Source organism: Streptomyces sp. NPDC024555, from assembly GCF_055559335.1.
The window spans coordinates 139,210-153,814 of sequence record NZ_JBVHKV010000012.1 but is presented as its reverse complement, the minus strand read 5'-3'; the positions used below and the strand labels follow the sequence as shown (position 1 = coordinate 153,814).

The 14,605-nt window shown below is 71.8% G+C and carries 14 protein-coding genes; 7 read left to right on the top strand and 7 right to left on the bottom strand.

Features of this window, described 5'->3' with window-relative positions:
* Positions 1 to 10: 10 nt before the first annotated feature.
* From ACZ4FH_RS22050 to afsR, 3 genes are all read right to left on the bottom strand, one after another.
* Positions 11 to 283, bottom strand: a complete 273-nt coding sequence (locus ACZ4FH_RS22050) for a hypothetical protein (RefSeq protein ID WP_467306713.1) — start codon at positions 281 to 283, stop codon at positions 11 to 13.
* 191 nt (positions 284 to 474) lie between these two features.
* Positions 475 to 720, bottom strand: a complete 246-nt coding sequence (locus tag ACZ4FH_RS22045) for a hypothetical protein (RefSeq protein WP_467306712.1) — start codon at positions 718 to 720, stop codon at positions 475 to 477.
* 210 nt (positions 721 to 930) lie between these two features.
* Positions 931 to 3,891, bottom strand: coding sequence for an SARP-family global regulator AfsR (gene afsR, locus ACZ4FH_RS22040; protein WP_467306710.1), 2,961 nt, complete (start codon positions 3,889 to 3,891; stop codon positions 931 to 933).
* A 234-nt stretch (positions 3,892 to 4,125) separates the two neighbouring features.
* Here afsR and ACZ4FH_RS22035 point away from each other — a divergent pair, with 234 nt between their 5' ends.
* On the top strand, positions 4,126 to 5,358 hold the full coding sequence (locus ACZ4FH_RS22035; RefSeq protein WP_467306708.1) for an amidohydrolase family protein: 1,233 nt from the start codon (positions 4,126 to 4,128) through the stop codon (positions 5,356 to 5,358).
* A gap of 97 nt (positions 5,359 to 5,455) precedes the next feature.
* Here the strand turns inward: ACZ4FH_RS22035 and ACZ4FH_RS22030 are convergent, their stop codons facing one another.
* Positions 5,456 to 6,283 carry a MerR family transcriptional regulator gene (locus ACZ4FH_RS22030; protein ID WP_467306707.1) on the bottom strand — a complete coding sequence of 276 codons (828 nt, stop codon included), beginning with the start codon at positions 6,281 to 6,283 and terminating at the stop codon, positions 5,456 to 5,458.
* Positions 6,284 to 6,396: 113 nt separating this feature from the next.
* Between ACZ4FH_RS22030 and ACZ4FH_RS22025 the strand changes: the two genes are divergently transcribed.
* Both ACZ4FH_RS22025 and ACZ4FH_RS22020 read left to right on the top strand, forming a co-directional pair.
* On the top strand, positions 6,397 to 7,047 hold the full coding sequence (locus tag ACZ4FH_RS22025) for an RNA polymerase sigma factor (RefSeq protein ID WP_467306706.1): 651 nt from the start codon (positions 6,397 to 6,399) through the stop codon (positions 7,045 to 7,047).
* Positions 7,044 to 8,072 (top strand): CU044_5270 family protein, encoded by a 1,029-nt coding sequence (locus ACZ4FH_RS22020; RefSeq protein WP_467306704.1) that lies wholly within the window; start codon positions 7,044 to 7,046, stop codon positions 8,070 to 8,072. Before ACZ4FH_RS22025 ends, ACZ4FH_RS22020 begins: the two co-directional genes overlap by 4 nt.
* A gap of 156 nt (positions 8,073 to 8,228) precedes the next feature.
* Here the strand turns inward: ACZ4FH_RS22020 and ACZ4FH_RS22015 are convergent, their stop codons facing one another.
* Positions 8,229 to 8,432: a cold-shock protein gene (locus ACZ4FH_RS22015; RefSeq protein WP_003967102.1), complete on the bottom strand. Its 204-nt coding sequence runs from the start codon at positions 8,430 to 8,432 to the stop codon at positions 8,229 to 8,231.
* A 355-nt stretch (positions 8,433 to 8,787) separates the two neighbouring features.
* On the opposite strand from ACZ4FH_RS22015, the gene ACZ4FH_RS22010 reads away from it, so the two are divergent.
* From ACZ4FH_RS22010 to ACZ4FH_RS21995, 4 genes are all read left to right on the top strand, one after another.
* Positions 8,788 to 9,666 (top strand): menaquinone biosynthetic enzyme MqnA/MqnD family protein, encoded by an 879-nt coding sequence (locus tag ACZ4FH_RS22010; RefSeq protein ID WP_383642962.1) that lies wholly within the window; start codon positions 8,788 to 8,790, stop codon positions 9,664 to 9,666.
* A 232-nt stretch (positions 9,667 to 9,898) separates the two neighbouring features.
* Positions 9,899 to 11,674 (top strand): serine/threonine-protein kinase, encoded by a 1,776-nt coding sequence (locus ACZ4FH_RS22005; RefSeq protein ID WP_467306703.1) that lies wholly within the window; start codon positions 9,899 to 9,901, stop codon positions 11,672 to 11,674.
* A gap of 72 nt (positions 11,675 to 11,746) precedes the next feature.
* The gene (gene mqnC / locus ACZ4FH_RS22000) at positions 11,747 to 12,946 is read left to right on the top strand and encodes a cyclic dehypoxanthinyl futalosine synthase (RefSeq protein WP_467306701.1); all 1,200 of its coding nucleotides are present in this window, start codon (positions 11,747 to 11,749) and stop codon (positions 12,944 to 12,946) included.
* 7 nt (positions 12,947 to 12,953) lie between these two features.
* Positions 12,954 to 13,595 (top strand): imidazolonepropionase-like domain-containing protein, encoded by a 642-nt coding sequence (locus tag ACZ4FH_RS21995; protein WP_467306700.1) that lies wholly within the window; start codon positions 12,954 to 12,956, stop codon positions 13,593 to 13,595.
* Positions 13,596 to 13,616: 21 nt separating this feature from the next.
* On the opposite strand, the gene ACZ4FH_RS21990 is transcribed toward ACZ4FH_RS21995, so the two are convergent.
* Together ACZ4FH_RS21990 and ACZ4FH_RS21985 are read right to left on the bottom strand one after the other, a co-directional pair.
* Entirely contained in the window at positions 13,617 to 13,964 is a 348-nt protein-coding gene (locus ACZ4FH_RS21990) for a helix-turn-helix domain-containing protein (protein ID WP_467306698.1), read from the bottom strand.
* A gap of 114 nt (positions 13,965 to 14,078) precedes the next feature.
* Positions 14,079 to 14,501 carry a peptidase inhibitor family I36 protein gene (locus tag ACZ4FH_RS21985; protein WP_467306697.1) on the bottom strand — a complete coding sequence of 141 codons (423 nt, stop codon included), beginning with the start codon at positions 14,499 to 14,501 and terminating at the stop codon, positions 14,079 to 14,081.
* Between the last annotated feature and the right edge of the window lie 104 nt (positions 14,502 to 14,605).

Here is a 14,605-nt window from a genome sequence, read left to right as displayed (position 1 = left end):
CTCGGGTGGCTCAGCGCGGATCGGCGTCGGTCATGTGGCTGTCCAGCGGTGTGATTTCGGGCTCGCCCGTCATGTGGCTGTCGGTGGGCTTGACCACGATCGGCTCGCCGGTCATGTGGCTGTCCAGCGGCGCGATCTCCGACTCGCCCGTCATGTGGCTGTCGGCCGGCTTGAGTGCCTCGATGGATGAGGCGTGTGCATCGGCCAGAGCCGGCGACGCGGCACCGATACCGAGGGCGACGGCGAACGCGGTGGCGGTGAGCATCTTCTTTGTGCGGGTCATTCCAACTCCTGTGATGGGAGCGAGCTTCCGGACGTAAGGAGACGCTAGTGACAGGGGGGGCGATGCCGGTATCCCTCTGGCGGGAAACAGCAGAACGTTGACGCGATCGCACCGACCGCCACCGGGCATGCAACGGCCGCGGTGGCTCCCCCTCCGCGCCACCGCGGCCGTTCCCCCGTCGAGAGAAGTCGTCAGTTGGCCGGCTCCGACGTGGCGTGCGTGTTGTCCGTGGACTCCTCGGTCCCACCGGCGGGTTCGCTGGTGGCGTGGGTGTTCAGCGGCTTGATCCCGCCGTCCGTGCCCAGGTTCAGCGGTTCGCTGGTGGCGTGGGTGTTCAGCGGCTTGATCCCGCCGTCCGTGCCCAGGTTCAGCGGTTCGCTGGTCGCGTGGGTGTTCAGCGGCTTGATGATCGGGTCGTTGCTCTGTGCGTCGGCCATGATCGTCTGCTCCCGTTGGTGGTTCGGCGTGCTGGGTCGGCAAGGCCCGTCCGGCTGTTCCCCCGTGGACTGCCGGACGGGCCTGTCGGGGCCGCTCACATTAGTGCCACGGCCTTCGGTCGTACCGTCTGCCCCCCGACGCGACGGTTCGACTGGTCAGAGACTGTCGCGTCGCGATAAACGAACGATGAACGGCCTGACGGGAGCCGGTCAGACCACCGCGCTGGAGCGCAAGAGCGTACGAACCTCTTCCGCTTCGGGGGAACCGAGCGTCTCGAAGATGCCCAGGGCCTCGTGCCAGCAGACCTGGGCCCGGCCCGTCTGACCGATTCCGGCCAGCGAACGGCCCAGCACTGTCAGCACGTTGGCGCGCCGCCACTCACCACCAATACCCCGCAGAACGGTGAGGGCCACCTCCGCGCTGGCCGCCGCCTGCGCGGGGCGTTCGGCCGCGATGTCGACCTCGGCGAGGCGGAAGAGCGCCATGCCCTCCCAGAGCCGCTGCCGGCTGTCCTTGAAGACCTGGTACGCCTGCTGGAGGGTCTCGGCCGCGGCCTCCAGTTGCCCGCTCTGCGTGAGGGCCAGCCCCAGCGCGTACCGGCCGTTCGCACCCTTCAGCGCGTGGTTCATCTCGTCGTACATTGCCGTCCCCTGGCGCGCGACCGAGACGGCGGTCGGCGTCCGGCCCATGGCCAGATGGACGCGCGACAGATTGCACAGGGCGGACGCCTGGCCCGGACGGTCGCCCAGATCGCGGAACCGCGCTATGGCACGGGTGAGATGCCTCTCGCCGTCCGTGTGCCGGTTCTCGTAAAGGGCGATGATGCCGAGCAGGTTGCTCGCCCAGCAGGCGGGGAGCGGGTCACCGGCGACGCCCGACGTCTGGAGGACTCGGTCGCACTCCTGCTTGATCAGGTCGAAGCGGCCGGAGACGTGGTGCACATTGGCCAGGGTCAGCAGCGCCCGGCCCTCCGACCGGGCGTCACCCGCCAGGCGCGCGGCCTCCGCGGCTGCGGTGACGGTCGTCTCGTACTCCTTGGAGATGGCGCCCGACTCCGCGAGGTCGATGGCGATCCACAGCAGGTCCACCGCGTGCGGAAGGGCCCGGCCCGAGGCGGACTGCCTGGCGCAGGCCAGCAGAGTTCCCGCCTCGGCGTACAGCCAGTCCTGCGCTTCGCGCCGGCCGGGGAAGCCGAGCCCCTGGTGCGCCGTGGGCATGAGGTGGTCGACCAGGGTGTCGCCCGGCTTCTCCAGCGCGTACACCCCCGCCGCCGTCGCCAGATAGAAGTCCAGCAGCCGCGACAGCGCCCGGTCCTTCTCCTCCGGGGGCTGTTCGTCGCGGTCGGCGCAGGAGCGGGCGTAGAGGCGGACCAGGTCGTGGTAGCGGTAGCGGCCCGGGGCGGCGGATTCGAGGAGGCTGGTGTCGACGAGGGCTTCGAGGAGGTCCTCGGCCGCGTGGACGTCGAGGTCGAGGAGGGCGGCCGCGGCGGCCAGGGAGATGTCGGGGCCGTCGGCGAGGCCCAGGAGGCGGAAGGCGCGGGCCTGGGCGGGTTCGAGCTGGCCGTAGCCGAGTTCGAAGGTGGCCTTGACCGCGAGGTCGCCGGCCTGGAGCTCGTCCAGGCGGCGCCGCTCGTCGGCGAGCTTGGCGGCGAGGACGGAGACCGTCCAGGTGCGGCGGGAGGCCAGCCGGGAGGCGGCGATGCGGATGGCGAGGGGGAGGAAGCCGCAGGCGGCGACCACGTCGAGGGCGGCCTCGCGCTCGGAGTTGATGCGCTCCTCGCCCACGATGCGGGTGAAGAGCTGGAGCGCCTCCTCGGGGGACATCACATCGAGGTCGACGAGGTGCGCGCCCGCCAGGTCGACCATCCGGACCCGGCTGGTGACCAGCGCGGCGCAGCCCTCGGTGCCGGGCAGCAGCGGGCGGATCTGGGCCGCGTCGTGGGCGTTGTCCAGGAGGACCAGGACCCGGCGGCCGTCCAGCGCGGAGCGGTAGAGCGCGGCGCGCTCGTCCAGCGAGTCGGGGATCGCGGAGTCCGCCGTGCCCAGCGCCCGCAGGAACGCGCCGAGCACCGTCTCCGGCTCGGCGGCCCGGGAGCCGGCGCCCTGGAGGTCGACGTAGAGCTGTCCGTCGGGGAAGTGCCGGCGGGCCTGGTGGGCGACGTGCACGGCGAGCGTCGTCTTGCCGACGCCCCCGATGCCGGCCAGGGCGGAGACGGCCATCACGGAGCCCTCGGCGGTGGCGAGGCGGTCGCCGAGTTCGCGGACGAAGGAGGCGCGGCCGGTGAAGTCCGGGACCGTCGCCGGGAGCTGGGCCGGGCGGACCGGCGCGGGCGGCGGGGCCGGTTCGTCCGCCGGGCGGGCCAGTTCCTCGTCGGCGCGCAGGATGCGCTGCTGGAGCTGGGCCAGCTCGGGGCGCGGGTCGACGCCCAGCTCCTCGGCGAGCAGCCGGCGGGTGTCCGCGTAGACGGCCAGCGCCTCGGCCTGCCGGCCGCTGCGGTACAGCGCCACCATCAGCAGCTCGCGCAGCCGCTCGCGCAGCGGGTGGGCGGCGGTGAGCGCGGTCAGTTCGGAGACCGCCTCCGCGTGGCAGCCGACCTCCAGGTCCAGATCGAGCCGGGTCTCGGTGAGCTGGAGCCGCCACTCCTCCAGCCGGGTGCGCTGGTTGTCGGCGTAGGGGCCGGGCACGGAGGCCAGCGCCTCGCCGTCCCACAGCGCCAGCGCCTCGTTCAGCAGCACCCGCGCCCGGCAGCGGTCGCCCAAGGCGCGGGCCTTCTCCGCCTCGGCGGCCCGCTCCTGGGCGCGCGTCAGATCGAGCGCGTCCGGGGCGACCCGCATCGCGTAGCCGCCGGAGTCGCTGGCCAGGGTCAGCGGGCCCAGGGTCTTGCGGAGCCGGGAGGCGTAGGTGCGTACGGCGGCCAGCGCCTGGGAGGGCGGGTCCTCGCCCCAGATGGCGTCGATGAGTTCGGCGGCGGTGGCCGTCCGGCCGCTCCGCAGCAGCAGCGCGGTGAGCAGGGCGCGCTGCTGGGGTGATCCGGACGGCAGCGTCTCCTCCCCGCGCCGGGCCCGTACCGGACCGAGCACGGAGAAGTGCAGCCCCGTGTCCTGTACGGCCTCCCGCTCCGGGGCGCGCTGCTCCGGAACACGTATCCGCGGCCCGACATCACGGCCCATTGCTGCCTCCTGTCCCACCTTGTGCGCTGCCCGGCACGATCCGCAGATGTCCCGATCCCTCCGGGGCCATCCGGATTGCTCCATACCGTTGGTATCGCCGTCAACAGTCTGCCTTGTGAAGGGGCGAATCGTCAGCCACGGGTGACTCTCTGCACAAGCCCTCGACAACGATTGTGGAACGGGCCCCCGCACAGATAGCTGACGGTTCGTCAGATCAGCGCTACCGTGGAACGCATGGAGACCTTCCCGAAGATCATCTCGGTGGACGACCACACGGTGGAGCCCGCTCATGTCTGGCGGGACCGGCTCCCGTCCCGGTACGCCGACTCCGGACCGCGCATCGTCCGCGCCCCGCTCAAGGAAATGACCTTCATGGGCGGCAAGTTCGCCCCCGTGATGGGCGCCAGGGGCGACGACGGGCCGATCGGCGACTGGTGGGTGTACGAGGACCTGCACCGCCCGCTCACCCGGCTGGACACCGCCGTCGGCTACGACAGGGACGAGATCAGGCTCGAAGTCATCACATACGAGCAGATGCGCCCCGGTTCGTTCTCCGTGCCCGAGCGCCTCGCCGACATGGACGTCAACCACGTCCAGTCCGCCCTCTGCTTCCCGACCTTCCCCCGCTTCTGCGGCCAGACCTTCACCGAGGCCAAGGACCGGGAGCTGGGACTGCTCGCGGTGCGCGCGTACAACGACTGGATGGTCGAGGAGTGGTGCGGCCCCGACGCGCACGGCCGCCTCATCCCGCTCACCCTCATCCCGCTCTGGGACGCGGAACTGGCCGCCGCCGAGGTCCGCCGCAACGCCGCCCGCGGGGTGCGCGCCGTCGCCTTCTCCGAGATACCCCCGCATCTGGGGCTGCCGTCCATCCACACGGACGACTGGGACCCCTTCCTGCGGGCCTGCGACGAGACGGGGACGGTGATCGCCATGCACATCGGCTCGTCCTCGAAGATGCCGTCCACCTCCGCCGACGCCCCGCCGGCCGTCGGCTCCACCATCACCTTCGCCAACTGCTGCTTCTCGATGGTGGACTGGCTGATGAGCGGCAAGTTCGAACGCTTCCCGAACCTGCGGATCATGTACGCGGAGGGCCAGATCGGCTGGATCCCCTACATCCTGGAGCGCGCCGACGTGGTCTGGGAGGAGAACCGCGCCTGGGGCGGCGTCGCCGACAAGGTCCACCGCCCGCCGTCGGAGCTCTTCGCCGATCACGTCTTCGGCTGCTTCTTCGACGATGCTTTCGGGCTCAAGAACCTCGACGCGATCGGGGTGGGGAACGTACTGTACGAGACGGACTACCCGCACTCCGACTCGACCTGGCCCAAGTCGCGCGAGGTCGGCGAGGCGCAGATGGGCCACCTGGACGCCCACGTGGTGGACCGCATCGTGCGGGGCAACGCCATCGACCTGCTGGGTCTGACCGCCGAAGGACTATGGGCGGGGCCCGGTACAGGGGCCTGAACCAGGGCCCCGCAAGGGCCTCGGACAGGGGCCCTTCGAGGGAGGGGGGCCCGGCCCCGGCCGGGCAGTACTCGGCCGGGCCCCCGCCCCGCCCCGATCAGCCCGCGGTCAGCGGCTCCTGAAGCTCCGTCACCCACTGCGACTCGTCCTCGGGGCACTCCAGGCTGACCTCGCGCGCGTACCCCGCCGAACCGCGTCCGCTCGCGTCGATCCACCGGGCCAGCGTCTGCGCCGTCGGCAGCACCGTGGCCATCGGACCCCGGTGCACGACGGTCGCCGCCTCCACCGGCTCCAACTCCACCACCGTGACGCCCGTGTCACCCACCGGCCCCACCGGGGCCGACACCGTCACCCCGGCGTGCACGACGATCGCGCCGCCGCCCTCCGGGGCGTCCTCGTACCGGGCGATCCCCGGGCCCGACGGCCGGACCCCGGCCCCCTCCAGCAGCGGGAAGAGCCGCTCGTACAGCGGCGCGATCACCGGAGTGATGTCCTCCGGCTCATAGCTCGCGGCGATCCCCGTCAGCTCCGCGACCCGCACCGCCGGGATGGTCTTGATCACGACATCGTCCGTGGACATGTGTCCCTCGCTCTCGATCGACCGGAGCCTCGCCTCGACCTGGACGAGCCGCGCCGCGGCCCGCGCCATCGCCTCCTCCAGCTCCGCCCGGCGCAGCCGCAGCATGCCCCGCAGCTCCTCCGGGTCCACCTCCTCGTCCAGGACGGCCCGCACCTGCTGGAGCGTGAAGCCGAGGTCCTTGAGGGCGATGATCCGGTTGAGCCGGGCGAGCTGGGCGGCACCGTAGTGGCGGTAGCCGTTGGCGGGGTCGGTACGGTCGGGATGCAGCAGTCCGACCGCGTCGTAATGACGCAGCATGCGGACCGACACCCGCCCGTACCGGGCGAAGTCTCCGATGGTGAACATGATGTCTCCCAGTGCACGGCCTCACACGGTGTCAGGGTCAAGCATCCCCCGTCGCCCCGAGGGCTGTGACCCAGGTCACCGGAACCCGGCGCCCGCCGCGGACAGGACCTGACGTGGAGCATTCCCTGAGAGCCCGGATACGGGCAGGCGACCCGGACGCCTTCGGCACCCTCTTCGACGACCACGCCCGCACGGTCTTCCGTTACGCGGCGCGGTCGACGGGCGACGCGGCCGGGGCGGAGGACATCGTCTCGCTGACCTTCCTGGAGGCGTGGCGGCTGCGCACCACCCTGCGCGACTCCGACGAGGAGCTGAAGCCCTGGCTGCTCGGCATCGCCACCAACGTCCTGCGCAACACCCGGCGCGCCGCCCGCCGCCACGACGCGGCCCTGACCCGCGTCCCGGTCCGGCCCGCCGTGCCCGACTTCGCCGACGAACTCGTGGGCCGCATCCACGACGCGGAGCAGCTCACGGCGGCGCGCGCCGCGCTCGCCCGGCTGCGCCCCAAGGAGCGGGAGGTCTTCCTGCTCTGCGTCTGGGACGGACTGGACTACCGGCAGGCCGCCCGCGCGCTCGGCGTCCCCGTCGGCACCGTCCGCTCCCGGCTCTCCCGGGCCAGGAAGCGGCTGCGCGACCTCACCGAGGACGAGATCAAGAAAATTGAGAAAACCGCAAGAAACATGGAACTACCGGGATCAGCCGGACAGTACCTGAGTGACCGCGCCACCGCGGTCCGGTCGAACGAAAGGGAGGGGAACCGATGAGTGCCGACGCCGAGAAGGTCGCCCGGGAGCTCCGGGCGCGGCTGCCCGAGCCGCACGGACCGGTCCTGCCGAGCGACCGCCAACGGCTGCTCAAGGAGTACGTGATGAACGAGATCCACCAGGCCGGGGCCGGGGAGAAGACGGCGACGGCGGGCAGCGCCCGCCCGCGCCGGCTGCGCGGCTGGTACGCCGTGCCGGTCGGCATGGTCGCCGCCGGGGCGCTGGCCTTCACCTTCCTGGCCGGTCCCGGCCAGGGCGGCGGGGACACCGGCTACCACCTCAGCGCCGCCCCGGTCGTCCAGGTCGAGGTCGCCTCGGCCGACGGCGTGGGCGCGCTCATGGAGAACGTCGCCCGCCACGCCGAACAGGGCCCGGCCTCCCGCGTCCGCGCGGACCAGTTCGTGTACGTGCGCTCGCACTACTCCCAGATGCAGGCGGAGGACGACGGGCCCTTCCGGCTGAAGACGTTCTACCGCGAGTCCTGGACCTCCCAGAACCCCGACGAGGTGCAGAGCCGGCTCAAGCAGCCCGGCGACGACCTCGTCTGGTCCGAGCCCGACGAGGAGGGACTGCGCCAGTACAACCGGAACCACACCTACGCCGCGCTGGAGAAGCTGCCCACCGAGAAGGGCGCCCTGCTGCGGAAGCTCCGCGCGGACGCCGCGTACACCGGCTCCTCCGACCAGGACCTCTTCGACTACGTCGGCGGTCTGATCGGTGAGTCGATCCTGCCGCCCGAGACCGGTGCCGCGCTCTACCGCGCCGCCGCCGGGATCCCCGGCGTCGTCATGGTGAAGAAGGCCCAGGACGGCGACGGCCGGCCCGGTGTCGCACTCGCCCGCACCGACGAGCGGACGCACGAACGCAAGGAGCTGGTGTTCGACGCCAACAGTTACGACTATCTGGGACTGCGTTCCTATCTCGTCCGGAACACCGAACTGGGCAAGAAGGGCACCGTCACCGAAATGCAGGCGGTACTCGACCGGGGTGTCGTGAACAGCCGCGACGAGACCCCCGGGAAGTAATCGCACACCCGGATGACGGGTGCCGGCGGAATGACCGCGATTCCGCCGCATCCGCCCGGGGCCGTACACGGGCAGGAGCCCCGCTTCTCCGCCGGAACGGAGGAGCGGGGCTCCTTGGGTACTGCTCTATGCGGCCGCGATCGGCCGACCTGGCAACTAGGCCGGGGTGACGTTCTCAGCCTGCGGGCCCTTCGGGCCCTGAGTGACGTCGAAGTTCACGACCTGGTTCTCCTCGAGGGAGCGGAACCCGGACGCGTTGATCGCGGAGTAGTGGACGAAGACATCCGGGCCGCCGCCGTCCTGGGCGATGAAGCCGAAGCCCTTTTCAGCGTTGAACCACTTGACGGTTCCGGTAGCCATAAGCCCTCCTTGGGCCAAAGGGTTGCCCTGCTCCAGAACCTGCAAAGAAGTCTGAAAACTACAAAAGCCTGCGGGGTTACATGCTCCGCAGGCTCTGTACTGCAAGGGAAACCAAACTGCAACTTGGCGACGAGCCTAGCACGCAGCGTGTGCCGAGGGGTAGAGGGAAAGATCACTTCACCCGGATGTTTGATTGCCGTGCGGATGACCGTCCCGAGAGCGTCTTCCGGGTGACTCGCGAGGCCTTCCGGAGGGCCGCTCGCAGAGCCAATGCGCGGTCTTCGTGAAGAAGTGGTGCGCGACACCGCGCGCCCCCGGTGGGGCGCGCCGAGGGGTACGGGTCTAGCCTCGCGATGTGGACAATTCAACCGTCTCAACCGTCGCAGGCGACGACCGTCGCAGCCGGCCGCGCGTCGGCCACATCCAGTTCCTGAACTGCCTTCCCCTCTACTGGGGCCTCGCACGGACCGGAACCCTGCTCGATCTGGAGCTGTCGAAGGACACCCCGGAGAAGCTCAGCGAGCAGCTGATCCGAGGCGAGCTGGACATGGGTCCGGTCACCCTCGTGGAGTACCTCCGCAACGCCGACGACCTGGTCGCCTTCCCCGACATCGCCGTCGGCTGCGACGGCCCCGTCATGTCGTGCGTCATCGTGTCGCAGCGTCCCCTGGAGGACCTGGACCGGGCCCGGGTCGCGCTCGGCTCCACCTCCCGCACCTCCGTACGCCTGGCGCAGTTGCTGCTCGCCGAGCGGTACGGGGTCACCCCCGACTACTACACCTGCCCGCCGGACCTCGGCCTGATGATGCAGGAGGCCGACGCCGCCGTCCTCATCGGCGACGCCGCGCTCCGCGCCAATCTGCACGACGCGCCCCGGCTCGGGCTCCAGGTCCACGATCTGGGCGCGATGTGGAAGGAGTGGACGGGGCTGCCCTTCGTCTTCGCCGTCTGGGCCGCGCGCAAGGACTATCTGGCCGCCGAGCCGACCGCCGTGCGCCAGGTGCACGAGGCGTTCCTCGCCTCGCGGGACCTCTCCCTGGAAGAGGTCACCAAGGTCGCGGAGCAGGCCGCGCGCTGGGAGGCCTTCGACGCGGAGGTGCTGGAGCGCTACTTCACCACCCTCGATTTCCGATTCGGTCCGGCGCAGCTCGCCGGGGTCGAGGAGTTCGCCCGCCGCACCGGTCCGACGACCGGCTTCCCGTCGGATGTGCGGGTCGAACTGCTCGGCGGCTGAATTCCGCAATCGGCGGCGCCGTTCGATCAATCGACCGGAGGTCTCGATCAATCGACCGGATCTCTTCGATAACCGACCGGCGGAACGACACATTCACGCCTTTTGTTGTGGCGAATGATGTCGTTCGTTCCCTCCGGGGCGAAATCGTCGGATGGTTTCCTCTGTGAGCCGATGACCTTCAGAGCCTAGGCTTCGGTCCGAGGTCAGGCCGGTCCACAGGGGGAGTCCGCATATGCAGCCGCTCGAAGCCGGCGACCCGCTGAGCATCGGTGCCTACCGGCTGCTCGGCAGACTCGGGGCCGGCGGCATGGGCCGCGTCTATCTCGGACGCAGCGCGGGCGGCCGCACGGTCGCGGTCAAGGTCGTCCATCCGCACTTCGCGCTCGACGAGCAGTTCCGCGCCCGCTTCCGCCGCGAGGTGGACGCGGCGCGGCGCATCGGCGGCCAGTGGACCGCGCCCGTCCTGGACGCCGACCCGGACGCCCCCGTGCCCTGGGTCGCCCACGGCTACGTGGCCGGGCCGCCGCTCTCGTCCGCGGTGACCGACCACGGGCCGCTGCCCGAGCAGGCGGTCCGCACCCTGGGCGCCGGGCTCGCCGAGGCGCTGGCCGCCGTCCACGGGCAGGGGCTCATCCACCGCGATGTGAAGCCGTCCAATGTGCTGCTCGCCCTCGACGGCCCCCGGCTGATCGACTTCGGCATCGCCCGCGCCATCGACGCGACCGTCTCCCTCACCTCCACCGGGGTCTCCGTCGGCTCGCCCGGCTACATGTCGCCCGAGCAGATCCGGGGCCAGGAGATCTCCGGCGAGGCCGACCTCTTCTCGCTGGGCGCGGTGCTGGCGTACGCGGCGACGGGCTCGGCCCCCTTCCTCGGCGACTCCTCGGCGGTCCTCCTCTACAAGGTGGTGCACGAGGAGCCCGAGCTGGGCGAGCTGGAGGGCGAGCTGCGCGAGGTGATCGCCGCCTGCCTCGCCAAGGACCCGGCGCACCGCCCGACCCCGGCCGAGCTGGCCCGCCGGCTGATGCCCGGCGGCGCGGCGGCCGCGGTGGCGGCGGGCTGGCTCCCCGCCTTCCTGGAACGCGAGGTCAGCCGCTCGGCGGTCGCCCTGCTGGACCTGGAACCGCAGGACGCGCCGGTCCAGTCGGGCCCGGTGCCGTTCAGCAGCGCCTCGTTCGGCGCCGGAGGCGCGGGCGGCGCGGGCGGCACCGAGGGGGCGGGTGCGGCGGGCGGCGGGGTGCTCGGGGTCTTCGGGCCGCCGGTCGAACCGCGGACCGGGTCCGCTCCGCAGCCGGGGCCGTACGGGGCCGGGGCCGGGACCGGCGGAGTGCCCGGCCCGCGCACCGCCGACCCCCGGTTCGCCCTCACCATGGACGCGGGCTCCCGGCCGGACGGGCGGCGCGGGCGCCGGCTCAGCTGCACCGTCGCGCTCGCGGTGGCCGGGGCGCTGGCGGGGGTGACCGTCGGAGCCGCGTTCCTCTACGACCTGATGCCGGGCGGGGGCGGCACCGAGAACGCCGGATCCCGGCCGACCACCGGCGCCGAGACCTCGCCAGGCACCCCGGGCGACTCCGCCACCTCCGAGCCGGAGACCCCGTCCGGCTCGGGCACCGCCACCCCGGGCCGGTCCGCCGAGGTCCCGGCCGCCTTCCTCGGCACCTGGCGCGGTCCGCTCACCGAGAAGACGACCGGCGCCCCGCACGGCACGCTCACCGCGGTGATCGGCAAGGGCCGCGAGGGCGCCGACGTGGTCCGTATGACGACGACGATCGAAAGCCTCGGCGTGGAGGTGCGCTGCTACAGCGTCGCCTCCCTCACCTCCGCCACCGACCAGGCGCTCACCCTGCGGGAACGGGCCGACCCGGACCGCGCCGGCACCCCCGGCCTCTGCACCACCGACCCGGCCGTCCTCCACTACACGCGCGCCGCCGACGGCACCCTGCGCTTCCGGTCCGAGGAGCGGGCCGCCGGGCTTCCGTACGGCACGCTGACCAGGTCCGGCCGCTGAGGTCCGGCGGGGCTGGCGTACGCTGAGCCGGTCCATGGATCCGTTGAAAAACCGCCGAAAGGTGACAGCCCGGTGACCGAGAAGGCCGACCTCCAGCCCATCCTCGACCGCGCCGCCGCGGGCGGCCGGATCACTCCGGAGGAGGCCCTCGACCTCTACCGGTCCGCGCCCCTGCACGCCCTGGGCGCGGCGGCCGACGCCGTGCGCCGGAGGCGTTACGCGGGTACGGAGCACATCGCGACGTACATCATCGAGCGGAACATCAACTACACCAACGTGTGCGTCACGGCGTGCAAGTTCTGCGCGTTCTACGCCGCGCCCAAGGACACCGACAAGGGCTGGTCCCGGGACCTGGACGACATCCTGCGCCGCTGCGCGGAGACCGTCGAGCTGGGCGGCACCCAGATCATGTTCCAGGGCGGGCACCACCCGGACTACGGCGTCGAGTACTACGAGAAGCACTTCTCGGCGATCAAGAAGGAGTTCCCGCAGCTGGTCATCCACTCGCTCGGGGCCTCCGAGATCGAGCACATGGCCCGGATCTCCCAGGTCTCCGCCGAGGAGGCCATCGCCCGGATCCACGCGGCGGGCCTCGACTCCTTCGCGGGCGCCGGCGCGGAGCTGCTGCCGGCCCGGCCGCGTACGGCCATCGCCCCGCTCAAGGAGTCCGGCGAGCGCTGGCTGGAGATCATGGAGATCGCCCACGGTCTGGGCGTCGAGTCCACGTCGACGATGCTCATGGGCACCGGCGAGACGAACGCCGAGCGCATCGAGCACCTGCGGATGATCCGGGACGTCCAGGACCGCACCGGCGGCTTCCGCGCGTTCATCCCGTACACCTACCAGCCGGAGAACAACAAGCTGAAGGGCCGTACGCAGGCCACGCTCTTCGAGTACCTGCGGATGATCGCCATCGCCCGGATCTTCCTGGACAACGTCGCCCACATCCAGGGCTCCTGGCTCACCACGGGCAAGGAGGTCGGCCAGCTGTCGCTGCACTACGGCGCCGACGACCTGGGCTCGATCATGCTGGAGGAGAACGTCGTCTCCTCCGCCGGGGCCAAGCACCGCTCCAACCGTCTGGAGATCATCGACCTGATCCGCAAGGCGGACCGGGTGCCGGCCCAGCGCTCCACCACGTACGAGCACCTGGTCGTCCACGACGACCCGGCGAACGACCCGGTCGACGAGCGCGTCGTCTCGCACATCTCGTCCACCGCGATCGAGGGCGGCACCGCGCATCCGGAGCTGAAGCTCCTCGACGCCCGCTGACCGCGCCTTGCTGACGATCCACACCGCCGCCCTGCTGCTGCCGGGCGGCGGCCGTCCGCCCGTGCCCGGCGGGGCGGTGGCCGTGCGGGACACGGTGGTCGCGGCCCTCGGACCGTACGAGGAGCTGGCCGCCGCCCATCCGGAGGCCCGGGTGCGGCGCTGGCCCGGACTGCTGGCCCCCGGCCTCGTCCAGTACGACGCCGTCCGGCTGCTGACCGAGTGGTACTTCCCCGACCCGCGCGAGGCCGGGGCCCTGGGCACCGAACCCCTCACCGGAGCCGCCCTCGACGCCCTCGGCCCGGACTCCGTCTGGCGTCCCGGCAGCGTCCGGCGCGGTCTCCACCGGATGCTCGGCCTCGGCACGACCCATCTCGCGGGCCGCTTCGACGACGGGACCCTGCGCGGGCCCGTCGTCCGCTCGGGCCTCACCGTCCTCCCGCCGGCCCGGACGACCGGGGGCGCCCCGTGTCTTGATCCGTTCGCACACGGACGCGACCTGGCCGCCGCCGCCCACGGGCCGCTCACCGAGGGCGCCCGCGCCGACTTCGCCGCCTTCGACGCCCCGGACGAACCGGCCCTCCTCGCGGAGGGGGCCGGCAGCTGCGTCGGCACGGTGCTGGGCGGACGGCTGGTGCACCGGCGGCGCTGAGTCCGCCGGTGCACCGGCCGCCTACGCGCACTGGGCCAGACCGGCCGGCTCCGCCAGGACCCGGGCGCAGGCCGGGCAGACCGCCGGCAGCTCCAGCCGCTCCAGGGCCGCCAGCAGATGGAGCCGCAGCCGGGTCAGACCGCCCAGCTTGGTGCGGAGATTGACGATGTGGAACTTCACGGTGCGCGGGGTGATGTGGAGCCGCGCCGCGAGCTCCTCGTTGGACGGTCCGCTGTACAGCGCGGCGAACACCTGCCGTTCCATCGGGGTCAGATGATCGAGCGGGACGCGCGTCAGCGGGGTCCGCTGCTTGACCTGCGGGTGGCCGGCGCTCGCGCCGTCCGCACATACGAGACAGCGAATCCTCATGATTCCCCCCCGGGAGCCAGTTCAGATCCCGGAACCTCGCACGGACAACGGGGTGGTCGGGCCCGCGCCCTGGAGGCGAGTGTTCCGGAGTGCTTGGTGGTGGCCGGTACGCGGCTACTCGGCCCAGGCCGCGCTCACCGACGAGATCGTGTTCCGGAAGGTGCTCGACGCGTTGCCGACGTAACCCGGCGGAAGACTTCCGTAGGAGCCGCTGAAGCCCGCGCCCGTGTATACGACCATCCGGCTGCCCGCGCTGCGGTTCCAGTACGAGGCGGTGTTGTTGTCCACCCGCTGTCCGGCGCAGCTCAGCGACCCCTTGAAGAAGTCGTCGGCGAGGTTGTCGTCGGAGCTGTACGCGCCGAGGTCGAAGACGGAACTGCCTTGGTTCGGCGTGCAGTACAGGCCCATCTCCCCGGCGGTCAGCCAGCCGTCCTTCTCCGCGGCCGAGGCCGTGCCGGCCGTGACGAGACAGAGCACGGCGGCGGTGGCGGCGAGGGCCGCGGGGACCAGGGCCGCTGAACGGGTTCCGGTGCGCATGATCGCTCCCCTTCCGGGGGTCTCGGTGGTCGGTTCGGCCTTGATCGGTGTTCAGGGCCGTTGAGAATTGAAGCAACCTCCACCGGTTCTCGACCACTGTCCCT